Annotated in this window: 18 protein-coding genes; 8 read left to right on the top strand and 10 right to left on the bottom strand. The window is 71.9% G+C overall.

Annotated elements, in window-relative coordinates:
* Positions 1 to 35: 35 nt before the first annotated feature.
* The 4 genes from EF879_RS14890 to EF879_RS14875 form a co-directional block, all read right to left on the bottom strand.
* Positions 36 to 1,655, bottom strand: coding sequence for a PolC-type DNA polymerase III (locus EF879_RS14890; RefSeq protein ID WP_123558948.1), 1,620 nt, complete (start codon positions 1,653 to 1,655; stop codon positions 36 to 38).
* A gap of 37 nt (positions 1,656 to 1,692) precedes the next feature.
* Entirely contained in the window at positions 1,693 to 5,766 is a 4,074-nt protein-coding gene (locus EF879_RS14885; RefSeq protein ID WP_123558946.1) for a DNA methyltransferase, read from the bottom strand.
* On the bottom strand, positions 5,763 to 8,891 hold the full coding sequence (drmD, locus tag EF879_RS14880; protein WP_123558944.1) for a DISARM system SNF2-like helicase DrmD: 3,129 nt from the start codon (positions 8,889 to 8,891) through the stop codon (positions 5,763 to 5,765). Before drmD ends, EF879_RS14885 begins: the two co-directional genes overlap by 4 nt.
* Before the next feature lie 282 nt (positions 8,892 to 9,173).
* Entirely contained in the window at positions 9,174 to 9,683 is a 510-nt protein-coding gene (locus EF879_RS14875) for a hypothetical protein (protein ID WP_123558942.1), read from the bottom strand.
* Positions 9,684 to 9,910: 227 nt separating this feature from the next.
* Between EF879_RS14875 and EF879_RS14870 the strand changes: the two genes are divergently transcribed.
* From EF879_RS14870 to EF879_RS14860, 3 genes are all read left to right on the top strand, one after another.
* On the top strand, positions 9,911 to 10,138 hold the full coding sequence (locus EF879_RS14870; protein ID WP_123558940.1) for a hypothetical protein: 228 nt from the start codon (positions 9,911 to 9,913) through the stop codon (positions 10,136 to 10,138).
* A gap of 54 nt (positions 10,139 to 10,192) precedes the next feature.
* Complete coding sequence (locus EF879_RS14865; protein ID WP_123558939.1) at positions 10,193 to 11,041, top strand: ribonuclease HI; 849 nt, start codon at positions 10,193 to 10,195, stop codon at positions 11,039 to 11,041.
* 412 nt (positions 11,042 to 11,453) lie between these two features.
* Positions 11,454 to 14,519 (top strand): tetratricopeptide repeat protein, encoded by a 3,066-nt coding sequence (locus EF879_RS14860; protein WP_123558938.1) that lies wholly within the window; start codon positions 11,454 to 11,456, stop codon positions 14,517 to 14,519.
* Positions 14,520 to 14,607: 88 nt separating this feature from the next.
* Here the strand turns inward: EF879_RS14860 and EF879_RS14855 are convergent, their stop codons facing one another.
* Both EF879_RS14855 and EF879_RS28155 read right to left on the bottom strand, forming a co-directional pair.
* The gene (locus tag EF879_RS14855; protein WP_370375508.1) at positions 14,608 to 15,342 is read right to left on the bottom strand and encodes a response regulator; all 735 of its coding nucleotides are present in this window, start codon (positions 15,340 to 15,342) and stop codon (positions 14,608 to 14,610) included.
* Complete coding sequence (locus tag EF879_RS28155; RefSeq protein ID WP_123558937.1) at positions 15,321 to 16,814, bottom strand: sensor histidine kinase; 1,494 nt, start codon at positions 16,812 to 16,814, stop codon at positions 15,321 to 15,323. Before EF879_RS28155 ends, EF879_RS14855 begins: the two co-directional genes overlap by 22 nt.
* Positions 16,815 to 16,967: 153 nt before the next feature.
* Here EF879_RS28155 and EF879_RS14845 point away from each other — a divergent pair, with 153 nt between their 5' ends.
* The 4 genes from EF879_RS14845 to EF879_RS14830 all read left to right on the top strand — a co-directional run bounded on the left by EF879_RS14845 (position 16,968) and on the right by EF879_RS14830 (position 20,865).
* Positions 16,968 to 17,867, top strand: a complete 900-nt coding sequence (locus EF879_RS14845; protein ID WP_123558936.1) for an ABC transporter ATP-binding protein — start codon at positions 16,968 to 16,970, stop codon at positions 17,865 to 17,867.
* A gap of 92 nt (positions 17,868 to 17,959) precedes the next feature.
* Positions 17,960 to 18,697, top strand: coding sequence for an ABC transporter permease (locus EF879_RS14840; protein WP_233604494.1), 738 nt, complete (start codon positions 17,960 to 17,962; stop codon positions 18,695 to 18,697).
* Position 18,698: 1 nt separating this feature from the next.
* Positions 18,699 to 19,412, top strand: a complete 714-nt coding sequence (locus tag EF879_RS14835) for a hypothetical protein (protein WP_233604471.1) — start codon at positions 18,699 to 18,701, stop codon at positions 19,410 to 19,412.
* Positions 19,413 to 19,632: 220 nt separating this feature from the next.
* The gene (locus tag EF879_RS14830; RefSeq protein WP_123558934.1) at positions 19,633 to 20,865 is read left to right on the top strand and encodes a serine hydrolase; all 1,233 of its coding nucleotides are present in this window, start codon (positions 19,633 to 19,635) and stop codon (positions 20,863 to 20,865) included.
* Between the two features lie 67 nt (positions 20,866 to 20,932).
* Here the strand turns inward: EF879_RS14830 and EF879_RS14825 are convergent, their stop codons facing one another.
* Both EF879_RS14825 and EF879_RS14820 read right to left on the bottom strand, forming a co-directional pair.
* Positions 20,933 to 22,096, bottom strand: coding sequence for a hypothetical protein (locus EF879_RS14825; RefSeq protein WP_123558933.1), 1,164 nt, complete (start codon positions 22,094 to 22,096; stop codon positions 20,933 to 20,935).
* 176 nt (positions 22,097 to 22,272) lie between these two features.
* Complete coding sequence (locus tag EF879_RS14820; RefSeq protein WP_123558932.1) at positions 22,273 to 23,394, bottom strand: NAD(P)/FAD-dependent oxidoreductase; 1,122 nt, start codon at positions 23,392 to 23,394, stop codon at positions 22,273 to 22,275.
* A gap of 149 nt (positions 23,395 to 23,543) precedes the next feature.
* On the opposite strand from EF879_RS14820, the gene EF879_RS14815 reads away from it, so the two are divergent.
* Complete coding sequence (locus EF879_RS14815) at positions 23,544 to 24,395, top strand: helix-turn-helix domain-containing protein (protein WP_123558931.1); 852 nt, start codon at positions 23,544 to 23,546, stop codon at positions 24,393 to 24,395.
* A 131-nt stretch (positions 24,396 to 24,526) separates the two neighbouring features.
* On the opposite strand, the gene EF879_RS28150 is transcribed toward EF879_RS14815, so the two are convergent.
* Positions 24,527 to 24,739: a hypothetical protein gene (locus EF879_RS28150; protein WP_123558930.1), complete on the bottom strand. Its 213-nt coding sequence runs from the start codon at positions 24,737 to 24,739 to the stop codon at positions 24,527 to 24,529.
* Positions 24,740 to 24,784: 45 nt separating this feature from the next.
* Positions 24,785 to 25,255, bottom strand: coding sequence for a MazG-like family protein (locus EF879_RS28145; protein ID WP_233604470.1), 471 nt, complete (start codon positions 25,253 to 25,255; stop codon positions 24,785 to 24,787).
* Between the last annotated feature and the right edge of the window lie 276 nt (positions 25,256 to 25,531).

Below are 25,531 nucleotides of genomic sequence, written 5' to 3'. Positions count from 1 at the left end.
AGGAATTTTCCCCGCGATTGCCAACGTAGCGTGAGTCATGTCAACGCCCGCTGGGCAAGCTCGGCCACGCCGGCGGCGAGTCCCCCGAAGAGGACCACCGCAGAGAGGCAGCCGCCCTTCTTCGCCACGGCGGGTGTCGGAGCGGGTGTCGTCGGTCGCGCGGCGCTGGGCACGCTGATCCGGATCTCGTGGTAGGTGTCGTCGTCGGAGTCGTCGTCCCAGTCGTCCCAGTGGTCGTCCCGGCGCTGGACGAACCTCGCGTGGTATTCGGCGGGGGTCAGCTCGTGTGGCCGCCAGTACTCGTGCCACTCGGGACGGGCGGGCCGGGTGGCGGCGGCCTGCTCGGCGGCGAGCCGGTTGGCGACGCTCTCGCCGTGGGGGTTGGCGAACAGCCCAGCGCTCCGCCGCTCGACCTCGTTCTCCAGGAGCTTCCGGGCCTGGTCCGGCGCCAGCACCTCGACCCCGGCGGCGTACGCCTTGGCGAGCTGGGGGTGGCCCTCCGCGACGCCGTCGGCGACGACGAGCCGGACGGTCTTGGTGAGGTTCACCGCGACCTTGGCCCCGTGCTCGACCGCGTAGTCGATGACCTCGGTGATACGGCCGGACTCGCCGACCGGCAGGATGCGCCAGCCCTTGAGCGGGCCGGTGTTGCGGGCCCGGTTCGCGGCGGCGGCCTCCGCCAGGTCGCTGATCAGGTGGGACGCGGCCAGCTCCTTCGCCGCGCGTTGCAGCTCGCGCAGCTCCGTCGAGGTCACCACGCCGTCGGCCTCCGCCCGGTTCCGGGCTTCGACCAGAAACTCCTCGTGTACCTGTCGGGCGGTGGTCTGGGTCAGCCCGGCGCGGGCGGCGAGCAACGCGAGCTGTGCCGCCTCGTCGCCGACGATCCGGCCGTCGGCGAGTGCGTGCGCCAGCAACGCCCGGTAGTCGCGCACCCCGTCGGGCCGGGGCGCGGGCGGGTACGCCATCCGGGGCAGCCGCGCGGTCAGGGTGGCGAGCCAGCCGTCGGTGCCCTTGCGCAGCGCGACCGCCCGGGGCGCGATGATCCCGGTACGCGGCAGGCTGGGCAGCGGTGCCGGCGGTGGCCCCAGCCAGGACAGCGGCTGTGGTGCCGTGCTGATCAGCTTCGCCAGCGTCGCGGCGAGCGCTCGGGCGTCCCCGAGCGCCGAGTGCAGCGCGACCGGCCACTCCCCGGTGATCAGGTTGGCGACGTTGTCCAGCTTGTAGCCCCACCGGTCGAGCTGGATCCGGGCGGTGACCAGGGTGCAGAGCCCGGGGACGCGCTGCGGTGCCACGCCGAGGCGACCGAACTCCGCGACCAGGAACTTCTCTTCGAAGTCCAGGTTGTGGCCCACCACGATGGCGTCGCTGAGGTAGGCCAGCACGTCGCCCGCGATCTGCCGGAAGGTCGGGGCGTACCGGACCTCGGCGTTGGTGATCCCGTGCAGCTCGTCGTTGGTGATCCGCAGCTCCGGGTTGACCAACGTCGAATACTCGTCCAGAACGGTGCCGTCGCCGCGCATCCGGACGATCCCCACCTCGCAGACCCGGGAACCCTGCCCGGGGTGGAGGCCGGTGGTCTCCAGGTCGATGACGGCAAAGATCAGGCCACGCGGGTCGACCGCCGGCTGACGGGTGAGGTGGCCACGGACGAACACGGACGATGCCTCCGGGGGCGAGGTCGGGAGTGGGGGTTCAGAAGAGGCTGCTCTGCTCGGCCCTGGCCTTGCGGCTGGACTTCTTCTTGTCGTGCAGGCCCTTCGCTTTTTCCTCGGCGTAGCGCTGGTGGTTGAGTTCGAGTAGCCGATCCAGGACCTCGCGCTGCACCGCCGGGCCGATGGTGTAGCGGGTGTAGGCGCCGGCCTTGTGGAAACCGTGGTCGAGGCCCTGCCGCAGCAGGTCGTCCCAGCCGTAGGCCCGGCAGACCGCCTCGTCGATGTCCCGGTGGATCCGCCGCAGCTCCACGATGTCGTCGTCCGTGCAGGCCGGGTCGAACACCAGGTTGTAGGTCGCGGTCAGCCCGGCCTGCCGCCCCAGCATGACCCGCCGCCGGTACGTGTCCAGCCGATCCCCCAGCTCCCGCAACTCCTGGGTCAACTCCGGCAACGCGAACGTTTCGAACACGTCGGACGGTGAATAGTTGAGATCTGCCTTCATTGTCGAACTGCGGCTGGCCGCCCACCAGTAGTGCACCGAACTCGACAGGAGCCCCAACGTCGCCATGTCATCTGTCGCAAACACAGCCAACTTATGCGCGAAGACCTGACCGTTGGGCACCATCACCGGCATCACCGTCTTGCTCACCAGCGTGATCACAACGACCCGCTCCAGCCCCGCAATCGCCGCCAACATTGCCGGACGGCTATTCCAATATTTCCACCACTCGTACACCATGCGCGGATATTTCCGCCCATCCTTTGTTACGCGCTCAGGCTTCACCAACTTCTCAACCTGTTGCCAAAGTTCTGGCCAGGTACGAGCTTCAGCCTCAGATCGCTCACCAAAGTCGATGATCCAACGACTCGCCGATGTGTCGGGGCGGGAGTTGAGATCTTGGCCGTTGAGATAAGGGAAGAGGACATCACGGTTGCGCTCATCCTTAGCGATAAGGGCCGCTGCATCCTCCGGCGCCATGGTGAAGCCAAGCCCCAGGACATAAGAACCGATAAACGAGATGCCAGCGCTGCTACTTAGACGATGCGGGTTACCAGAGACCCGTGATTCGGCATCGAGAGAGGGGGTGATACCGGCGACTACCACCCCGTCGGCGCGCCGCTCCGCCATGGGGCCAAGCTCAGCTCGGCTGGTCCAAACGGCGCAGAACTCCAGCACCGCAGATCGCGACGGCCAAGGGCTGCTCTTGATTGCGCGGCGGATTTCCACTCCATCAGCAACAATCTGATCGAGTCCCACCTCTCGGGTATCGCCTTGAGCAAGCGTGTTGGTGGCAATAAGACCAGTTTGCCCAGTCTTGTTCAGCAACACATGGGCCTGAAGCTCGAAATAGGCGATTAAGTCAGCATTTCCCTTCACACCTCTGCCAACTACTTCGACCAGATATTCCCGATAAGCCGATCCACTAGCACCGCTAATCTTCTTGCCGCCAAGGAAGGGCGGATTGCCAATGACTGCATCGAAGCCGCCGCGTTCAAAGACCTCGGGGAAGGTCAGGGGCCAGTGCAGCGGGTGACGGTCGAATGATCCGTCTACATGGTCGGTAGCGAGCCACCGTCGCGCCTGCTCGCGGGCTGATTCCTCGTCGGTCTCACCCTTGACGACATCGTTGGCGATCTTGGCTGCCGCGACGGAGCCGGCGTCCAAACCGCGCTCGCCCTTGCTGACGTGCGCGAGGGCAGCCCCGACGGCCAGATCGGCGAAGAGTCTCAACTGTTGAGTCTTCCAGTCGGCCTCGGCGAGCAGTTCACGCTTGCGCCGCAGTGCAGCGAGCGGATCATCGCCGGGTTCGACATCAGCAATTTGGCGGCGGATGTCCGCCACCTCGCCGACCAGCGACCGTACGCCCGAGGTCCAGTCGAAGATGGTGTCCTCGTGCACCTTCCGGCCCTGCTTCGGGTCGAGGTGCATGTACTCCAACTGCTCAAGCGAGGTGATGCCGAGCAGGGAGTCGCCGGCGACCAGGCGGTCGTCGAGGAAGGTGAAGGGGCGCTGCGGGTCCATCGAGACCAGCCAGAGCGAGAGCTTCGCCATCTCGACGGCCATCGGGTTGATGTCCACGCCGTAGAGACAGCGTTCGATGACCTGGCGGCGGGCCTCGATGACCACCGGGTCCTGGTCGACGTCGGTCGGGTGGTCGGGTGCGTTCTCCAGATACGCCCGTGCCCGTTCGTCACCCTCCCGCTTCCACGCCTCGATCAGATGATTCGCGAGGTAGCGGGCCGCCGCGACCAGGAAGGCTGCCGAGCCCATCGCGATGTCGGCGACCTTGAGCGACAGAATCTCCTGGCTCGTCCTCGGCTTCCACTGCGTCTTGTCGGCGGTCTGCAACGGGCCGGGCTCGTAGACCAGCGGCTCCAGGGCGCCCTCGACCACCTGCTCGGCCAGGTCACGCGGCGTGTAGTGGGTGCCGGTGTTCTTCCGCAGCGCCGACTCGGTGACGAAGAGCGCCCCGGGCAGGATCACCACCGGCAGCCCGCGCAGATCCTCCCGAATGATCCCGGCGTACGGCAGCAGCCGCTCGGCCAGCGGATAGTCGCCGCCGGTGACCGCGAGCAGCTTCTTGCGGGCTTCTTCCCGCTCGGTCGCCTCCAGCGGGGTGAGCTTCTTGGCCAGCGCCGCCGCCGAGCCGATTGTCGAGTCCTTGTACGTCTCGGCGAGCAGCCTGGCCAGCGCCGACACGTCACCGCCGGCCCGCGCGGCGAGCGCCTCCAGGTCGGTGAGCAGGACCTCCTCTTCCAGCCCTTCCTTGCCGATCAGCCCGACCGTGACGTCCTGCGCCCGGAAGCCCTCGAACGACAGCAGGCCCTCGTAGACGTACCCGATCTGTTCGACGTCGAGGGTGCGGAAGCTGAGCCGGCGACGTTCGCGGGACCGACCGGTGCCGATCTCGACGTACTGCACGGCGCGGAGCATGTGCAGCACGGTCCGGTCGTCGATGGTCAGCGGCAGCCAGGGGTACGCCTCCGGGTCGAAGAGCGAGCCGTCGTGGCCGTGCAGGGTGAGCCGGGGATGCTCGATGCCCCGGTGCACCGCGGTGAAGAGGGCGAGCAGCCGGTGCCAGGCGGCGGTGCTGTGCTCCAGGTCCTCCTCGGTCCCCTCCACGGCCCGCTGCTCCAGCTCGGCGCAGAGCTGACCGGCGGAGTACGCCGTCGCATACAGCTCGTTGTCGGCGGGCAGCAGTTTGCGCTCCTCGGCGAAGAGCAGGAAGACGATCCGCATCATCACCGAGACGGCGCCCCGGTACACGTCGTGCGCGTCGACCTCCTGGAGGCCCGTGCCGCCCCGCTCCCGGTCCCGCACGTCGGCCCGGCCGAACGCGGCGACCAGCAGCTCGACCGCCTTGCGGACCTGGACGCCGAGCGCCTCGGTGATCTCCTCCTGCCTGTCCCTGCTGGCCCGCAGCAGCGGCACCAGCCGTTCCGCCTCCGGCACGGCGAAGAACCGGCGACGGTGCAGCAGCGAGACGAAGGCGCGGACCACGACCCGCTCGGCCGCCTCCGGCCAGGAGATCGCGTCGAAGACCGCGGTGGTGGTGTGGCCGCGCGGCGCCCAGACCAGCACCCACCAGCGCCCGTCGGTGACCAGGCCCAGCTCGACGCCGTGGTGCCGGCACAGGTGGGCGAGCCGGTCCACCGGGGTGGCGGCCCAGGCCGACCCGGGCACCCGGGCGGTCGGCTGGCTGCCGGGCGGGCAGATCAGCCCGAGCAGCCGTACGCTGTCGGGCTTGACCTCCTCCCCCGGCTCGACCAGGGCGAACGACGGGCGGATCTCGGTGTCGTGCTCGGCGACCTCGACGGTGAGCGCGTCCAGGCCGGTCTCGTGCAGGGCGTCGCCCCAGCCGAGCAGCTCGGTCAGGACGTACCCGATCCAGGGGCGCTGGCCGGCGGCGGCGTCGGCCTGCCAGGTGGCGTGCGCGACCCGCAGCCGCTCGCGGGTCTTCCTGTCGAGCGCGTCGAGGGTGGGCCAGGTGGCCCGCAGCACCGGCAGGCTCAGGAACGGGCCGCTGGTCTCGACCAGGCTGAGCCAGTCGCGGTGCTGCTGGACGCCGTCGGGCGCGGGGGGCCGGTTCCGGAGGGTGCGCGGACGGCTCATCGGGTCGCCTCCCGCTGCGGCACGACGAACACCACGGCGACCGGGAAGCGGTGCGACTGCGGATCGCGGTAGCGCTCGGCCACCGCCTCCAGTTCACGCTCCCGCTCGGCGTCCAGTCCCTTCACCCGTTCCTCCCACGACCTGCGGTCCCTGCGGTACTGCTCAAGTTCGTCCTTGCTGCGCGCCTCGATCCGGCTGATCAGGGCGTCCTGTTCGTCGCCCTCGTCGAGCTTGCGCCGCAGCGTGGCGGCGAACTGCGCGAAGTTGTCGACGATCCGCCGCTGTTCGGCCTCCTGGCGTTGCGCCAGCTTGCGCTCCAGCGACTCGCGGCGGGTGGCGGTGCGCCAGTCGATCGCGGCGAGCAGGCCGTCGGCGATCCGGGGCCAGCGGGCGGCGAGCCGGGCCTGCACCGGCCCGGAGGCCGGGATGCCGCTGGTGAGCGCCCGGTCGAGGATCGCCCGGAGGGTGCCGAGGTTCTCCAGCCGGCGGAACCGCCCCTGCTCCGGCGCCCAGCCGCCGGCGTAGAGGACCTCCTCGTGCAGGCGTACGCCGTCGGCGCCGACCAGCACGAACCGGGAGTACGCCCCGACCAGCACGTCCTCCAACGCCGGGTCGTTCGAGACGACCGCGGTGACCCGGTGCAGCCCGATCTCCGGGTTGGAGACGGCGGCCCGGAGCAGCCGGGTCGACATCGCGACCAGCGGGTGGTTGAGGTGGGCCAGCACGACGTGCCCGTCGTTGTCCTTCGCCGCCGCCGGGTCGAAGGTGATCGGGAGCTGCCGCGGCGGTTCGCCCTCGCGGTGCAGCTTCTCGGTGAGGCCGACCGTCGCCCGCTGCCACGACCCGGTCAGCGGCGGTACGTCGTAGAGGCCGTCGCTGAGGATCTTGTCGTCGACGCGCCGGCGCAGCGGCTGCTGGCGGGCCAGCTCCAGCGCGGTGTCGACGACCCGCTTGACCGCGTCCGGGGTGATGCCCAGCTCCCGCACGGTGTCGTCGATGGTGCCGCGGAGCCGGACCACCTGCTCGCGGACGTTCGACTCGGTCGGCAGGGCGGCGGCCGGCGCCTTTTCGGTGGCGGCGTCGACGTCGACCTGCTCGCCGAGCATCCGGCGCTGCACGGCGTCGGAGAGGACGGCGTTGACCGAGCCGAGGTCGGCCTCCATCCGGGCGACCTTGGTGGCGACCCGGGACAGGAACTCCAGGTCCGCCTCGTACGAGTCGACGGCGTGCCCCCAGCCGGTGCCGACGAAGTGCCGCACCTCCGGGGTGACGGTCTGGCCGTACCGGTCGATCCGGCCGATCCGCTGCTCCAGCTTGTTGGGGTTGAACGGGATGTCGTAGTTCACCAGCCGATGGCAGTGGTCCTGGAGGTCGATCCCCTCGCTGGCCGCATCGGTGGCGAGCAGGATCCGCACCGGGTGTTCGGTCGGGTCGGCCTGGAAGGCGAGCCGGATCTGCTCTCGCTCGTCCTGCGGGGTGGCGCCGTGCAGCAGCTCCAGGCCGTCGCCGCCGAGGCCGTGCTGCCGCAGCAGGTTGGCCAGCCAGAGCTGGGTGTCGCGGTATTCGGTGAAGACCACGACCCGCTCGTTCGTCCAGTGCCGGCCGTCCGGCTTGCAGACCGCCGTCAGGTAGTTGATCAGCTCGGTGGCCTTGGCATCCGGCTGCGCCTCGTGGGCCAGCGCCCACTGCTCCATCCGTTCCAGCAGCGTGACCTCGTCGTCCGTCGCGTCCGGCTGCATCGGCCGGGTCCGGCCGAGCGCGTCGTCCTCGGCCTCGGCGAGCTGCTCGTCGTCGTACGTCGCGACGTCGTCGAAGAAGTCCGCCAGCCAATCCGGTACGTCGTCGCCGGCTGGCGGGGTGGCCGGGGTGCTGCGGCTGCGCAGCGTCTCCAGGTAGACCGCTACGGTGTGCGCGAAGGCGGCCGGGCTGGAGAAGAGCCGCTTCTTGAGCAGCAGCGTCACCAGGTCGGTGGCCTTGCGCCCCCGCTGGGTGGTGAGCCGCTTGCGGCGCAGCGCGGCGAACTGCTTGAGCAGGCCGTGGATTTCCCGCTCGCTCTCCGGGTAGCTCACCGGCATGGCAATCGCGCGCCGTTGCGGGAACTTCGGTCGGCCGGACTCGTCCACGACGTCGCGCTTGAGCCGACGGACGAGGATGTCCTTCACCGCGGCCTCGTCGGGCTGGACGCCCCGGAGGAATCGCTGGTTGTCGAGGGTCTCCAGCAGGGCGGTGAACGACTCGGGGTAGCCGTTGTGCGGGGTCGCCGAGAGGAACAGCCGGTGGGTGAAGTGTCGGGCCAGCCGCCGGATCAGCTTGGTCTGCTGGGAGTCGACCGCGTAGACCTGCTTCGGCGCGGCCGGGGCGACGTGGTGCGCCTCGTCCAGGATCAGCAGGTCGAACTCGCGCTGGATGCCCGGCCCGTCCGGCGGCAGCACCTCGTCGAGCAGGCGCTGCGCCTTCTGTCCGCGCAGCCAGGGAAGGCTGACGATACACAGTGGATAGACCCGGAACGGGTTCGCCGCCGAGCCGTGGGTACGCCGGACGATCGCGCACCGCTCGGTGTCGATGACGGTGAAGTCCAGCCCGAACTTCTCGGCCATCTCGTCGCGCCACTTGATGGTCAGGCCCGCCGGGCAGACGATCATGATCCGTCGGGCACGGTGCCGGAGCAGCAGCTCCTGGGCGACCAGGCCGGCCTCGATCGTCTTGCCGAGGCCGACGTCGTCGGCGAGCAGCAGGTTGACCCGGGGCGCGTCGACCGCGCGGGCGACGGGTTCCAACTGGTAGTCCTCGATCGCCACGCCCGACCGGAACGGTGCCTGGAGCGTCTTCACGTCGGCCGAGGTGACCGCCGACCAGCGCACCGCGTCGAGGAAGGCGGCCAGCCGCTGCGGCGGGTCGAACCCGCCCTCGGTCACCTGCGGCAGCGAGCCACTCGGCAGCACCTGCCGACCGGCCTCGACCTCCCAGATGACGTCGAGGGTGTGGCCGTAGCGACCGTCCTCGACGGACTGCAGGCTGACCAGGTTGTTATGCTCACCGGGCTGGATGTCGCTGACTACCCACCGTTGACCGCGCACCGCGACCAACGCCCCGATTCGCAGCTCATCCTTGGTTGCGCTCGGCACCGGGCTCCCCTCATCGGCCGGAATGACTCGAAGGTGCGGCAGCACACTACGCCGACCAGTGACGTAAGTCGAGTCCCCGAAAGTATCTGTGTGCCGGATTCACAGCCAGTCGTGTCGACACGATCGGCGGCGCTTCCGACTCCTGGTCCGCCATCCCTGACCGAATGGCCATGACGCTCCGGAGAACCAGTACGGTTCGGGGACTCCGCCGGCGACGCGGAGCTGGAGCGGTTGCAGGGACCCGGAGACGAAGCCGGCAGGGCAACCGGCCGGTCGGCCGAGCTATCGGGAAGCTGCCGCCGTGGACGGCGCCGGGTACGTCGACAGGGCCACGGACCGGTCGGTGAGCAGCGGACGGAGGTCCCCCGCCAGCAGCGCGTAGTCGTCGTCGGTCAGCCGCAGCAGTGGCCGCCGCAGGTAGATGCTCCAGGCGTGCGGCTTCGGAAACGCCGCCAGCCGGGGCACCAACGGCTGCAACTCCAGCCCGCCCGGGTACGGAACGACGCCGGTGATCTCCAGGTCGCAGCCGGAGTGGAAGTCGCGGCCGGCGATCTCGACCGGCGGGTCGAGCCTCCGCACCGCGCTGGCCACGCGGGCCGTCGCGATCACCCGCCCCCGGTCGCGCGTCGGGTTGTGCCAGGCCCCCCGGGTCGCGTAGAGCAGGAGCTGATCGCCGGACGCGAGCGCCGCGACCTCGGCCCGGGGCGTGGCGGGGAAGGCCATCCGCTGCTCCTCCAGCACCCACCGGATGGCGGCGCGATCGCCGAGCACGACCAGGTATGCGGCACCCACGGCAGCACCTTACTCAACCGGACGTGACCGGCGGTAGCTCACCCAGCCAGGGGTCCGGACGCTCGCCGACCTCGACATCCCATGTGGCGGACACCACAGACATCCGGAGCCGCCCACGTTGACCTGCGACTTCATCTGCCATGAAATCACCAACTACCGACATATGGTCTGTCTACAGCGATCCCTGGCCGTTTCTTCGTTGCCTCGGTTCACAGTGCCTGGTTCCCTTGACCTTGGTATCAGACCTGGGAGGAACCAGCCATGCGGCAGATCGGCGTTCTCGGCCCGCTCGGCTCCACGCCGACAAGGACGCCGAGCTCTTCTTCACGGAGATCGGCCCGGGCAGCGCCATCACCGGCGTACTCGTTCACGACATCCCCACGAAGGCCACGCTCGCCGAGCTCGAACTGCCCGACTCGCTCCTCTCCGGCGGCGTCACCGTCCAGCTCCGGTGAGCGACCACCATCCTCACCCTCCCCCTCCCCGCTCTCCTTCCGGTAGGAGTCGCCGTGCGCCCCGACCAGCTCACCAAGGCTCTGCCCCTGCTCCCGCCAGCCCTGGCCGACCGTGCCCAGGCACTGCGTCGCCACCTCAGCAGCCGGCGCTGCGAAAACTGTCGGCAGGTCGCCGACGCACTCCAACTCGCGGTCATCGCCGCCCGCTACGACGACCTCGCCGCGGCGGCCCGGTTGGTCGAGACCGCCCAGCAGCTCGCCGCGCAACACCCCTCCCCCCGGCCGGAGGTGTGCGCGCTGCCGTCGACCTGGCCGGCCACCTCCGGGGTACGCGGCCAGGTCACCCGCTGGCTCCACAACGGTGGCCCGCTGGTCGCGGCGACCGACGCGAGCTGGAAGAACCGGGCCGCCGGCATCGCGTACGTCGCCAGCGACGGTCGCTTCGGGCTGCGCGGCCGGGTCGCCGACCGGCTCGACCCGACCGGCCCGGCCCGTGTCCTGATCAACGAACTCCGGGCCGTCGAGTTCCTGCTCTCCGACCCCAACCTCGGCACCGACCCGATGACGGTGCTGGTCGACAGCACCGGCGCGCTCTCCTACCTGCGGCTGTGGCGCACCGGCGACACCGACAGCCTGCCGCCGGGCTACAGCCTCCGGCCCCGGGCCCGGGGTACCCGACCCACCCTGGTCCGGCTCGCCGAACGGGTGGCCACCCTGCGGCACGTGTCGTACCAGCACGTCCGCGGCCACACCGGCCACCTGCTCAACGAGGCCGCCGACGCGCTCTCCGCGATGGCCCGCCGACGGCTCCGGGAGCCTTTCGACCACCGCGCCCGGGCCCGCGATCTGGTCGACGCCTTCCTGGCCGAGTGGCACACCGCCGGCTCACCGTCACCCAGCTGACCCGGCCTCCTCACAGCCGGACGGCAGCTGTCGGAAACCGGGCAGCTACCTCCATCGGTCCGGAAGTTCGAGATCCTCTCGAACCCGCACCTGGACGACGCCGGGAGGCGCAAAGAGGCCGACCGGATCGCGGTCGCGCTGCGGCAAAGGGCGCAGGAAACCGCCGAGTTGCAGGAGTCTCGGGCGTACCTGTCCGGCCTCGACAACCTGGGCGTGGAAGGGTCCACTGATACCGGCCCCAGCAACGGGCGGTTCATCGGCCCGGCCGAGATCCAGCGGATGCTCGACGAACTCTTCCGTCGGTACGGCGGGCGACGCCGTCGCCCCGACCGGAACGGCGTCTTGTCAGATCGTCGAGTCGGCCCAACTCACACCCACGCCGGGTGGGGTTCCTGATGCCCGCGAACTTTTTGTGAGGCAGCGGTGCGGACAGGTTTTCGCGTTCCGGGGACCGGACCGATACCACGATCATAGGCTTGACCTGCGGCTTTCCCACATTCCGGCGGGTGCCGAGCCGACCGATCGGTGGTCGAGATGCCACATCGCGCCAGACGAACGTCGCACGGGATCCAGCGGTCCGCGCAGTGGGAGCAGCCCACTCCCCGGCGGATCGGCCGGGAATCCCGGGCCGCCCCCGCCGTGCTGCCGCTCCCCCGACCGACCGGACTCCTGGCTGCTCACCCCGCTCGACGGACTCGCGATCGCGGTCGGCGGCGACGGGCCGCATCCGGCCCGGCAACGGCTCGGGCTGCTGCTCCTGGCGCTGGCCAGCTTCGCCGCCTGGCGGCACCACCGCCAGGTACTACTCGCCTACCGACCCGGGCCGGTCGACGTCCACGAGTTCACCGACGCGACCGCGGACCACAGCGCCCCGGTCGACGACCTGAAGAGCCAGTTCTGCCAACGACTCTCCGCGACGCACATCTACCCCCCGTACGCCGGGCCAGCCGACCCGCCGCCGGAGAGCTTCCTCGACGTGGCCGGCGGCATCGACCCGAAGACCACCAACCCGTTGGCCATGCTGCTGCAGATGCTTCCCCGGCTCTGGCCGAAGGTCGGCTACCGGGTCACCGGAGTGCTGCACAAGCGCGCCCAGGAGCCTCGCTACGGCGTCTCCGTCACGGTCACCTCCTTCCTGGGGGGCGGGCGGAGCGCGATGACGACACAGTGGGGCAGCACCTGGGAGGAGGCGACCCGGCGGACGGCGTACTGGGTGCTGGCGACGATCCTGCCGGTGACCCGGCTCGGCCGGGCGGCGCCGTGGCGAAACTGGTGCGGCCGGGAGATGCCGGCGGAGCTGTTCGCCGCCTACGACAAGGGCAAGGAACTCCAGGACCGCCGGCAGTTCGACGAGGCACTCCGGTACTACGCCGAGGCACTGAAGCTGGACCCGTTCAACGCCGACCTGCGGGTGATGGTGGCGAGCGCGCAGGAGGAGATGGGGCTCTTCCTCGACGCGCTCGACACGTACCAGTCGGCCCTGGTCCTGCGCGAACAGGGCGGTTGGTACGACGACCACGTCTGGACCACCCGTACGGACCGGCTCCGCCACCCGGTCCGGCACATCCTCGGCACGCTCCGCTACCTGCGCCGCCGGCCCGACTCCATCCGGCTCCGCTACCAGTACGCCTGCACCCTCGCCTACAGCGAACGAACGGTGCACCAGTGGTTCAAGTCCGACGGGGTCGGCGACCGGGAGAGGGTACGCCGGCAGATGCGGCAGCGGCTGGAGAAGGCGTTCGTCGACCGGTACTGGCCGGTGGCGGTGACCTTCGCCGACGCGCCCGGTGAGGCGGCGGCGAAGGAGTGGCTGCGCCGGGTGCTGCGGGAGTTCCCGGAGGCGACCACCGTGGTCTTCCAGACCGCCGCCGCCCAGGAGCTGTACCGGCTCCGCGAGGACAGCGTGCTCGCCTGGTTCGTCCGGGCCACCCGCTCCGAGGTGACCCACTCGGCGCTGCTGCTGCTCCGCGACGTCTGGGCACCGCTGCGACTGGCGAAGGCCTGGCACGACTGGGCGGCGGTCGGCTGGCGCCCGGCCCGTCGCCCGGCGGCCACGGCCGCGGGGCACGCCGGGCGGGCCGCGGACCACCGAGGGGCCGAGACCGCCGCGGGCGCCGGAGGAGCCGGTGGCACCAGATCCGACGGACGCGTCGACACGGACGGGCCGCCCGCACCGTTCGACGACGGCGGCTGCCTGGCCGGCTGGTGGCGGCGCGGCCCGCGGCGGCGGGCCGGGATGCTGATGCGGGAATGGCCGTGCGGCGGTGCGCTGCTGGACCGGGCGATCCGGCAGGCCCAGCGCGGATGGCCGGCCCGCACCCTCCGGTCGTTCGACTTCTACAACGCGGCCTGCACCTACGGGTTCGCGCTCAAGGGCTACTTCCCGGACCCGGACCGGGCACCACCACCGCCCCTCTCGGCCGCCGGCCGGGCACTCGGGCTGGGGCGCCGGCTGATCTCCGACGCCCTGCCGCTGGCGCATCCGGCCCGCTGGCCACGTCGGCCGGCAACCCGGTCGAGCCGGGGAGACACCCCGGACGGCGGCATCGACCCACACGGGCGCGGCGGCCCGGACGGCCACGGCCCGACCCGGCCGGGGCGGGCGACCGGGACGACCGCCCGCCGGGACCCGCACCCGCTGCCCCCGCCGGTGGCACCGCTGGTCGCGAGGGCGGTCGAACACCTCCGCGCCGCGGTGGCCTGCACCGAGAGCGGCGTCGCCGCCGACCGGTTGCGCCGCTGGATCCTCAGCAGCGAGCCGGACCTGGCGCCACTGCGCCGGCTCCAGGACTTCGGCTACTTCGAGGAGGAGGTCTATCCGAGCCTGCGGGTGGTCTTTCCCCGCCCGGACAAGCCGATCAACACCCGGATGTCCGCGTACGCGAAACAGCTGGTCTGCCAGGGCGCGATGCTGCTCGAACGAACCTGGCACGACCGGGCGCTGTCGCCGCCGACCGCGGACCCGCACCAGCTCATCCACTGGCTCGACCTGGACGCGGAGACCTGGGAGGTCCTCTGTCGGATCGCCCTGGACCACGCCCGCTACTGGCGGGACCGGGCCGAGTTCATCCGGCTGGTCCGGGAGGCGGCCGACCCGATCCGGGTCGCCGAGGCCCGGTTTCCCCCGAACATCCCGCGCTTCGACGACCTGATGCTCTCCGGCGCCGACCGGCTGGTCGGAGACGGCACCCACCCCGAGGAGAGCATCGAGCAGCTGGCGCGACGCAACATCGCGCTGGTCGACCGCCGGCTCGACCTGATCTACCAGGCGATCGCCGAGCACGCCGGGGACGGCAGCCTCCAGGCCCGCCGCCGGCTCGCCGAGATGGACTACCGGGGCGAGCCGCTGCGCGGGGACGAGGCGCAGAGCATCTGCACGCGCCAGGCCGGGCGGTGGCACCAGGTCGCCGAACGGATGCGCCAGACCGGGCCGATGGTGGACACCGGCGGCCTCGACGTCGTCCACCCGCGCGACTGAACCGTCGTCCACCCCCACGCTGAGCCGACGGCCGAAACGCCGAGGACCGGACGGCACCCGGCGACGGCCGGAAGCGGCCACCCCGGATTCAGACCAGTTCCGCGTCGTGGACGAGCAGCGCCACCTGGACCCGGTTGTTCAGGTCCAGCTTCGTGAGCAGGCGTGAGACGTACGCCTTGACGGTGGCGACGCTCATGAACAACTCGGCGGCGATCTCGGCGTTCGACCAGCCCCGGCCGATCGCGACCGCCACCTCGCGCTCCCGCTCGCTGAGCGTGGCGAGCCGCTGTACCGCCCGGTCCCGCCGGAGGTCGGCGTCCCGCCGGCCGGCCGAGCCGGTCACGTGGGCGATCAGCCGCCGGGTGACCGTCGGGGAGAGCGTCGCCTCGCCGGCGGCGACCCGGCGGACCGCCTGGACGATCTCGGCCGGCGGGGTGTCCTTGAGCAGGAACCCGCTGGCGCCGGCCCGCAGCGCCCGCAGCACGTACTCGTCGGCGTCGAAGGTCGTCAGCACCAGCACCTCGGGCGGATCCGGGAGGCGCCGTACCGCCTCGGTGGCGGCGAGCCCGTCCATCCGGGGCATCCGGATGTCCATCAGCACCACGTCGGGCCGGTACGCGGCGACCGCGGCGGGCACCTCGGCGCCGTCGGCGGCCTCCCCCACCACCCGTACCTCCGGGGCGCCGCCGAGGATCATCGACAGGCCGGCCCGAACCAGCGCGTCGTCGTCCACGATCAGCACCCGTACCGGGGATGACGTGCCGGCGGCCCCCGGCGTCGACCCGGTCCCGACGTTCCCCGTCACGACGGCCACGGTAGCCAGGCCGCCAGGCGGAAGTCACCCGTCTCGGTTCGGCCGTGCTCCAGCCAGCCGCCGAGCAGCGCGGTTCGTTCGGCGAGCCCGACCAGGCCGGTCCCGGTCCCGGGAAGATTCGGCTCGGCCGGCCGGCCCACCGGCCACCGGTTCCGCACCTCGACGGTGAGGCCGAGCCCGGCCCGGCCGCGCGCGCTCACCGTGACGACCGTTCCCGGCGCGTGCTTCCGGGCGTTGGTCAGACCCTCCTGCACGATCCGGTACGCCCCGCGCCCCATCCCGGCCGGCGCGTTCTCCACCCCGACCAGCTCGGTACGCAGCTCCACCCGCATCCCCGCCGCCCGGCACTCCTCCACCAGCTCCGGCAGGTCGGCCAGGGTGGGCTGCGGGCGTGCCGGCTCCGCCACCGGCCGGTCGAGCACCCCGGCCGCCACCACCTGCTCCGGCACCCTCGCGCCGGCCGCCACCGACCGCTCCGGCTCGCCGGCCGGGGCACCCGACCCGGCCACCGCCGGCTCGCCCCCGCTCGGCTGCCCGGGCACGGGCGGGTACGGCGGGTCCGGTTCGTACGTCCGCCGCAGCGCGGTCGCCCGGTCGGCGTGCGGCCCACCCGACACCCCCCGGTCCGGTTCCGGAGACGCCTCGGGCGGGTCCTCCCGCAGCACGTTGATCACCTCACGGAGTTCCTCCAGCGCCTGGCGGGCACTGGTCCGGATCACCCCGGCGGCCCGGCTGATCTCCTCGGGTGGCGCGTCCGGCCGGAACTCCAACGCACCGGCGTGCAGGCTCAGCAGCGAGATCCGGTGCGCGAGGACGTCGTGCATCTCCCGGGCGATCCGGGTCCGCTCCATCCGGCGGGCCGCCTCGACCCGCAGCCGCTGCTCGGCCTCGGCCCGGATCGCCCGGTCCCGCCAGGAGAGTACGAGCTGGCGCCGGGCCCGGACGAACATGCCCCAGGCCAGCACCGACCCGGTGAGCAGTACGGTGATCACCAGACCGACGACCGGGCCGTCGACCGGGTCCGGGTGGCGGAACTCGTAGACCACGCCGGCCACGAAGTGCGCCAGGACCAGGGGACCGGCCACCGCGAGCCGCCGGTGCACCACCACGGTCAACAGAATGATCAGGATGGCGATCCCGGACGGGGTGGAGAAGAACGCCACCGGCAGCGCGGCCACGGCGAGCCCGACCGGCCAGCGGCGGCGTACCCAGAGGCTGAGGCAGAGCGCCGTGGTGAGCACCATGTCGATCACGACCGCCAGCTCCGAGTCGGCCCGCTCCGGCACCATGGTCGGCCGGGGGCTCAGCACGTCCCAGAACGCGACCACGGCGTAGCCGCTGGCGACCAGGAAAAAGAGCGCGTCGACGACCCAGTCCCGGGTCGACCGGCGGGGGTGCGGCGCGGTGCTGGTCGGATCCGCCGTCAGGCTGGCCGGCAGCAGCCAGGGATGCTCGGGCTGTGCCGGGACGACGCTGCTCACCCCGCCATGCTAGAAACCGCCTCCGGCCTCCGGACACCTACCAAAGTCGAGGCCCGCCGGTAGCCGAAGGTCGACGGAAGAGCCGCCCGACGGCGATCCGGGGTCAACCGCCGGCCGCTGCGCCCCAGCCGCTCACGCGGGCACGCTGCGCACGTGATTACCGTCGAACACCTGAGCAAACGGTACGGCGCGCGGACCGTCGTCAACGACGTCTCCTTCACCTGTACGCCGGGCACCGTCACCGGCTTCCTCGGCCCGAACGGGGCCGGCAAGTCCACCACGATGCGGATGATCTGCGGCGTCACCCCGCCGTCCGGCGGCACCGCCAGGGTGCACGGCGTCGACTACCGCCGGTTGCCGAATCCGGGTCGCGAGGTGGGGCTGCTGCTCGACGCCGGAGCGCAGCATCCCGGTCGTACCGGCCGGGAGACGCTGCTGCTGTCGGCGGCGATCATGGGTCTGCCAAGGCGCCGTGTCGACGAGTGCCTGGACCGGGTCGGGTTGTCACCCGCGGTGGCGAAGCGCCGGATTCGGGGGTACTCGCTGGGGATGCGCCAGCGGCTCGGCCTGGCCCAGGCCCTGCTGGGCGATCCCCGCGTGCTGATCCTGGACGAGCCGGCGAACGGGCTCGACCCGGAGGGCATCCTCTGGATGCGCGGCCTGCTGCGCGACTTCGCCGACCGGGGCGGGACGGTGTTGCTCTCCTCGCACCTGCTCCGCGAGGTGGAGGCGGTCGCCGACCAGCTCGTGGTGATCGGCTCCGGTCGGATCGTCGCGCAGGGCAGCAAGGACGACCTCCTGGCCGGCGCCGGTGCCCTCGTCCGGGCTCAGGACCCGCGGGCGCTCCGGGCCGCCCTCAAGCGCGCCGGGCTGCCGATCCGGGCCAGCACCGATGGCGGGCTGCTGGTCGGGGCCGAGCCCGGGGTCGTCGGGCAGGCCGCCGCCGACGCCGGGGTGGCGCTGCGGGAACTGCGGCCGGCGGAGAGCGCCGGACTGGAACAGGTCTTCCTCGCCCTGACCGCCGGCGACGGCGCCCGGGAGGTGGGACGGTGACCGCGTACCCCGCGTCCTCGCCCCACGCCGCCGCCGACCCGGCGCCCACCGCACCGGGCGGCGTCGACCCGTCGGTCCACGGGCGTCCGTCGCTGCTCCGGCTGACCGGCGTCGAGCTGCGCAAGCTCACCGACACCCGGTCCGGTTTCTGGCTTCTGGTCGTCATCGCCCTGCTCTCGGCCGGCATCGTCGCCGTGGTGGTGTTCGTCAGCCCGGACACCGACCAGCGGTTCGACAACCTCTTCGCGCTGGCCCAGTTCCCGGTCGGAATCCTGCTGCCGATCCTCGGCATCCTGCTGGTCACCAGCGAGTTCTCCCAGCGCACCGCGCTGACCACCTTCGCCCTGGTGCCCCGGCGGCACAGGGTGGTGGTCGCGAAGCTGGCGGCGGGAACGCTGGCAGCCCTGGCGGCGGTGGTGGTCAGCCTGGTTACGACGGCCGCCGGCACCCTGCTCGCCACCCTCGACGGCGGCACGCCGGACGCCTGGTCCGCCAGCCTGCCGGCGGTACTCGGATCGGCGGTGTTCCAGATCGTCAGCGTGCTGATGGGCATCGCCTTCGGCCTACTCGTGCAGAACACGCCGCTGGCCATCGTCCTCTCCCTGGTACTGCCGATCGCCTGGTCCACGCTCGGCGAGCTGGTGGCGCGGCTGCGTACCGCCGCCGGGTGGCTGGACACCGGGCTGACCACCGCCCCGCTGGTCGAGCCGCCGACGGCCGGCGAGCTCACCGCCGGGCAGTGGGCCCGGCTCGCGGTGTCGGTCCTGGTCTGGGTCGGAATCCCGCTGGTCGCGGGGCTGGTCCGGACGGTACGACGCGAGGTCTCCTGAGATGCCCCCGACGGACGGTACGCGCGGCGGGCGGCGAACCGTGGTGGCCGAGCCGCGGGCCATGGTGGTGCTGAGCTGGCTCCTCCTCCCGCTCCTCGGTGCGGCCATCTGCTGGCTGGTGCAGTGGTCGGCCGGGTGGGTGGCCTCGCTGCGCCACGTACCGTGGCGGTGGTTCTTCCGGATGATCGATTCGGTCGACGAGCCCTGGGCCGGCCTCGGCGCACTGCTCCTCGGTGCGCTGGCCGGGCTGCTGCTCGCCGGCATCGCCGCCGACGCGCGACTGACGGTCACCGTCGACGACGACCGGGTGGTGCTGGTCCGGGGCAACACCACGCAGGAGTTTCGCCGCGAACGGGTCGCCGGCGTCTTCCGGGCCGGCAAACAGCTCGTGCTGCTCGACACCGAGGGCGGCGAACTGGCCCGGGAGACCTCCGACCTGCCCGCCGACCGGCTGCGGGCGGCGTTCGCGGCGCACGGCTATCCCTGGCACGTCGACGGCGACCCGTACCGGGACGAGTGGCGGCGCTGGGTGGAGGACGCGGCCGGCCTGCCGGCCGGGGCCGGCCCACTGCTGCGGGCCCGGCAGCGGGCCGTGGAGAAGGGCGACCGCCGGGACATGGCCGAGCTGCGAACCGAGCTGGCCCGGCTCGGCGTGGTCGTCCGGGACGAGCGGAAACGCCAGTACTGGCGACCGACTCGCCCCACCGGCGGCTGATCCCGGAACTCTCCTGCCCGCCGGTCCGGCACCCCGGGCCATCCCGGCGGCGGCCAGGCAGCCGGTGAGCCGGGAATGGGGTGGAAAGGTCCGCGGGGTCGCCCGGTCCGACGCCCGGACCATACCGGCCTGCCCGGGCCGGCGCAGCCGGCGGGGGTGTGCCGATCATGACAGGCGGAGTCGTTGCCGCGGTTTCCGACCCGGCAGTACGTTTGCGGCCATGAGCCTGCACCGCACCGTTGACCCCGACCAGGTCGGGTTCGATCCGGCGAGGCTGTCCCGGATCGACACGCACTTCGCCCGGTACGTCGACGACGGTCGGCTGGCCGGGTGGCAGATCGTGGTGAGCCGGCGCGGCGAGGTCGCACACGCGTCAACCTACGGTCAGCGGGACATCGAGGGCGGCCAACCCGTCGAGCCCGACACGCTGTGGCGGATCTACTCGATGACCAAGCCGATCACCTCGGTCGCCGCCATGATCCTCTGGGAGGAGGGGCGGTTCCAGCTCACCGACGAGATCAGCCGCTGGCTCCCCGAGTTCGCCGACGCCCGGGTCTACGACCGGGGGTCGGCGCTGAAGCCGTACACGGTGCCGGCGGTCGAGCCGATCCGGATCTGGCACCTGCTCACCCACACCGCCGGCCTGACGTACGGCTTCCTGCAGACCTCGGTGGTCGACGGGCTCTACCGGGCCGCCGGATTCGACCTCTACCCGCCGGCCGGGATCGACCTGGCAACCGCGACCGCCAACCTGGCCCGGCTGCCGCTGCTCTTCCAACCCGGCACGGCCTGGGGCTACTCGGTCGCCACCGACGTGCTCGGCCGGCTCATCGAGGTCGTCTCCGGCCAGTCGCTGGACACCTTCCTCGCCGAACGGGTCCTCGAACCGCTCGGGATGACCGACACCCGCTGGTGGGCCGAGGGCGCCGACGCGGACCGGCTCGCCGCCTGCTATATGCCGCACCCGGTCACCGGCCAGGCGGTCCGGTACGACGAATTCGGCCGGTTCGCGCTCCAGAAGCCGGACCTGCTCTCCGGCGGCGCCGGGCTGATCTCGACGGCGGCCGACTACCACCGGTTCACCCAGTTCCTGCTCCGCGGTGGCGAGCTCGACGGGGTACGACTGCTCGCTCCCCGGACCGTACGCTTCATGACCCGCAACCACCTGCCCGGCGGGCGGGACCTGGGACAACTGTCCACCGGCGGCTTCGCCGAGACGACCTTAGACGGGATGGGCTTCGGGCTCGGGTTCGCCGTGGTCCTGGATCCGGTGCCGAGTCGGGTCCCGAGCAGTGTCGGCGAGTACTACTGGGGTGGCGTGGCGAGTACGGCGTTCTGGGTCGATCCGGTTGAGGAGATCACGGCGCTGCTCTTCACCCAGCTTGTCCCCTCCAGCACCTACCCGTTGCGGGCCGAGCTACGGCAGCTCGTCTACGCGGCCCTGGTCGACTGAGTCCCGCCCGCCCGGGCGCCAGCCGGCGCCCGCCGCGCCGGCGAGCGGTTAGGAAGGGCCCCTTCTTCTACCGAAAGCGATAAGAGGGGGCCCTTCCTTTCACAAAATCGGGGCGGCGGGGCGCCGGGATGGTGAGCCGGGACAGCGTCGGCATGCTGATCGCCTCCTGCCAGTGGGTCAGCATCGGCAGCCGTTCCCAGCCCACCTCGCGCAGCCGTGACGCGGCGGTGGCGCAGCGGGCCCGCCAGCTCCACTGGTTGAGTTGGACGGAGGGCCCGGACACCTCCGCGCGCAGCGCGAGCAGGACGTCGACCGAGTGTCGGAAGGCGAGACGGCCGCGTACGCCGTCCGGCTGGTTGACCAGCCAGGTCAGATCGCGCCCGGCGCAGGTCGAGCAGCCGCACCCCCACATGCCGTTGTCCGGGTGGCGGCGCAGGGCGGCCTCGACACTCGGCAACGACTGGTACGACAGGCACTGGCGGATCAGGACAGCCGGCTGCGCGGGCTGCGGTGCCGGCCAGGGCTGGCCCGGGCGGCACGGCTCCAGGCCGCGCAACGCGGGCTCGGTCCCGACCGCCGCGGCGACCGCACCCGAGCCGAGCGCGCCGAGCGCGGAGAGATCCGCACGGAGCACCAGCACCGGTACGGCGCAGCCGAGCAGCTGCAGCAGACCCCGGATCGTCTCGACCGGGTCGACCGGGGGGACCGGGCGTTCGATGATGACCGCGACCGGCACGCCGACGACCTCGACGTACCGGACGAGGTTCCGCCGGGCGGACGGGTCGGCGAGCCACCAGGCGTGCATCGGCAGCAGGGCGACGGCGTCGCCGAGCCGGGCGGCGCGTTCGAGGATGCCGAGGCAACCGGCGGTGTCCCCGGCGGCCAGGTAGCCGGAGTCGGTGAGCACCGGCAGCCCCAGGTCCCGCTGCCGCTGGATCCACCCGTCGTCGAACGGGGCCGACGCGGGCATCCGGGCCGGGCCGGCGTACCGAGCCGCGTCGAGCAGGACCGGCTGTCGGTACTGGTCCACCTCCCGTAGGTGGCGGGCCCGGTCGAGACAGGCCCGCAGGTTGCCGCGCTCGACGGTGACGACCAACCCGCTGCCCGTCCGGTCCGCCGCCTGGACCGCCTGGGTCACCTGGCTGGTCCGGCACTGGAGCAGCAGGTTCCGGTCGAGATCACCGATCCGCCACGCCGCGCCGGTCGACTGCCCGTTCCCGTACCGCGCCACGAGCCTCACCCCGCCGACCAGTCACAATATTTATAACCATGAGTGCCTGGATCGTAACGGGATGCAACGCCGAGGATAACAGCCGGCGACCGCCTTTGGCAGATGACGGAAAGGCTTCCTCATCGTCCCCGTGGCGGACCGGCCGCCAACCCGACCGCGAACTCGTGATCCGGAGCTCAGCCGGCCTCCGGGACGGTCGCTCCGGCGGCGGTGGGACCGAACAGTTCGACGAAGTGACCGGTCAACAGGTCGGTGCCCTTGTACTCGGCGACGGTCGCGGCCGGAAGGACGACCGGGCCGTCGGGGGTGGACATCTGGCCAACCCCGCCCCGCGGGCCGAGCGGAAGAAGGATCATCGGATGTGCTTGGGGCTGGTAGGTGGCGGTGGGCCGCTCGCCGTTCAGCTGGGCGCGGATGTTCGCCGCGACGACCTCCGCGTGCTCCGTGGCGAATGCGGCCCGCTTGTCCTCGGCGACGTCGGTGAGGTCGCCGATCGCGTAGACGTGGTCGTGCCCGCGAACATGGAGGGTCTCGGTGACCGGGACCTGTCCCCGCGCGGTGAGCGTGGTGAGCCGACCGTCGGCGAGGTAGGCGCTGTTGGCCCGTACGCCAAAGGCGCGGAAGAGGATGTCGGCGGTGATCCGGTCACCACCGGTCGTGGTGACCGTGAAGGTCTCGGCCCGACCCACCCCGGTCGCCGGCAGCGCGGTGAGGCTGGTGCCCAACCGCAGTCGGATGTCCAGCTCCTCGAGCTGGCGGTACAGGTCGTCGCGCAGCTCCGGCTGGTAGTCGGGCAGCAGCCGCTCGGCCGGGTCGACGATGGTCACCTGCTTGTGCGGCCAGACCGCCGTGATCTCCCCGGCGAGTTCCAGGCCGACCGGCCCGGCGCCGAGGATCAGGACGCGTTCGGCGCCGGCCAACTCCTTGTGGGTCCGGCGCAGGCCGTCCAGGGCTGCGTCGATCGACTCGGCCTCGGGCTTGGCCGGGTAGGGATAGCTGGATCCGGTGGCCAAGACCAGGTAGTCCGCCTCGACCCGCTGCCCCGAGGCGAGGGTGACGCCGCCGGGATCCACCGACACCGCCCGGTCGCGGAGCATCGTGCCGCGGCTGAGCAGGGTCTCGAAGGGGAAGAACATGTTCCCCGCCCAGTCGGGCTGGACCAGCGCCCGCAGCGATGCCACCGCGTTGACGAACGCGTCCCGGGGGTCGATGAGCACGACGTCGGCCTCGGATTCCAGCGCCTTGGCGACCGTCGCCCCGCCGTAACCTCCACCGACGATCACGACCCTACGACTCATGAATCTCGCTCCTCCCACAGGTACGCCAGCTCGACCTCGTCGAGCGCCTGCCCCGACTCTCGTCGGCCGCCGAGTTGGCAGGGAGTCCGCGTCGAGGGTGGTACTGCCGGGGACACCCTCACCGTCGCCGGCGCTGCTACGGTCACCTGGTGAGCGACAACGAACTCGGGCTGTTCCTGCGTACGCGCCGGGAAGCAATCACCCCGGCCGAGGTCGGACTGCCCACCGGGCCCCGCCGCCGCACCCCCGGGCTGCGCCGCTCGGAGGTCGCCGCCCTCGCCGGTGTCAGCGTCGAGTACGTGATTCGCCTCGAGCAGGGACGTGACCGGCGACCGTCCCCACAGGTGCTCTCGGCCCTCGCCGACGCGCTGCGGCTCACCGCCGCCGAACGCGTCCACCTCTACCGCCTCACCAAGATGGCCGACGCCGGCTTCACCTGCCGGGGAGACGCCCTCCCGGCGCGCACCGTACGCCCGACCGTGCGGGCGCTGCTCGACCGGCTCGAGCCCACACCGGCCGTGCTGCTCAACCGGCTCACCGACGTCCTCGCCCACACCGCCGGGTACGAACGGCTGATGGGACCGACCGGGCTGCTGGACGCCACCCCACCCAACCTCGCCCGGTACGTCCTCACCGACAGCCGGGCCCGCACCGCCTACCCCGACTGGGATCACGTCGCCGACGAGCAGGTCGCCGCGCTCAAGCACCCTCCGTTCCGGAGGGATCCGCACGTGGCAGCCCTGATGGACGAGTTGACGGTCACCGCGGGCGACGCCTTCACGCGGCGGGTGAACAGCGTCCCCGGGTTACCGAGCTCCACCGGCGTCCTCCGGCTGGTTCACCCCGACGTGGGGCCGCTCCGGCTCGCGTACGAGACGCTCGACCTGCCGGTCGACGACGATCAGCGCGTGATCGTCCACCTGCCGGCCGACACGGCGACGGCCGCCGCGCTCGACCGCCTGAACGGCCACCGGCCGCCGCTCCGCCTGGTGGCCGGATAGACGTTCACCGACCGATCCGTGTTAGGAAGGGCCCCTTGTACAACAAAAAGCGATAGTAAGGGGCCCTTCCTTGCACTCCGCCGCTCGGCTCTCCCCCGGCGGGACGGCACCCGGGGCGGGCTGGAGGACCGTCAGCTACGGGGGAAGGTGACGGTCACGGGTGCGGGCACCCGCCCCGGGGCCTCTTTTCGCCGGCCGACCGCCGCGACGGTGCGGCGGGTCGGCATCCGCCGGTCCGCCGCCGCACCGGGGGGCAGGTCCACCGGTTCGGGGTCGGGGCGGCGCACCGACACCCGAAGCATGCCGTCGCCGCCCACCGTCGTGTCGGACAATCCGTCCGACATCCCGTCGTCGTCCCGGCACCGCCGGCCGGAGACGTGGCCGCCGGCTCACCGCCGGCGCGCGTCGCGAGGTCGTGTCGCCTCCGTGACGTCGACCGCGGCGGTCGCGTACGCCCCGCCATCGGCAGCCACCCCGCCCTCGCCATCCTCCACAATCCCGCCGGCGGCCGCGGTCCCGGCGGCCGGTACGCCTCGGCTCCAGTCCGGACGCGCCGCGAGCCGGGCACGGACCCGGTCAGCCCGGGCCGCCAGCACCCCGTGCGCGTCGAGGCCCAGGCTCTCGATGGCGACCAGCGCGGTGAGCGCGACGTCGGCCAGTTCGCCTGCCACGTCGTCCAGGTCGTGCGTGACACCCTTGCGCGGGTTCTGTCCGGTGAGGCCGATCCATGCCCCGGCCGCCTCGCCGGCTTCCTCGGTCACCTTGAGGATCCGGCAGGTCAACTCGTGCCGATCGGCGCCGTTGGCCTGGTCGAGCCAGGCGCGCGTGGCCCGGACCGTGGCCCAGATGACGTCGCCCACCGGGACACCGTACCGCCGAACCGCCCTGGTCCGGCCGACATCCCGGGGCGCCGTTCCGGCCGCTCGGGCCCTCCCCGGGCTGGCTGCCGGCGCGGTCCCGCCGCTACCGCCGGGTCCCCGACCGGGATCGCCGGCCGGGCCGCCCCGACACTCCGGGCGGATCCACTCAGGCCGATTAGTTACCCTCCGCTATTGTTACTGTGCGCAGTGGCGAACTGTGTGGAACACCGACAGATGCGGTGCAACATCGGTCGTATCGCCCTGTTCCCTCTCGGA

Source organism: Micromonospora sp. HM5-17 (genome assembly GCF_003762835.1).
Taxonomy (GTDB): domain Bacteria; phylum Actinomycetota; class Actinomycetes; order Mycobacteriales; family Micromonosporaceae; genus Plantactinospora.
The sequence above is the reverse complement of the archived record's forward strand: the minus strand, read 5'-3'. Positions and strand labels throughout refer to the sequence as shown.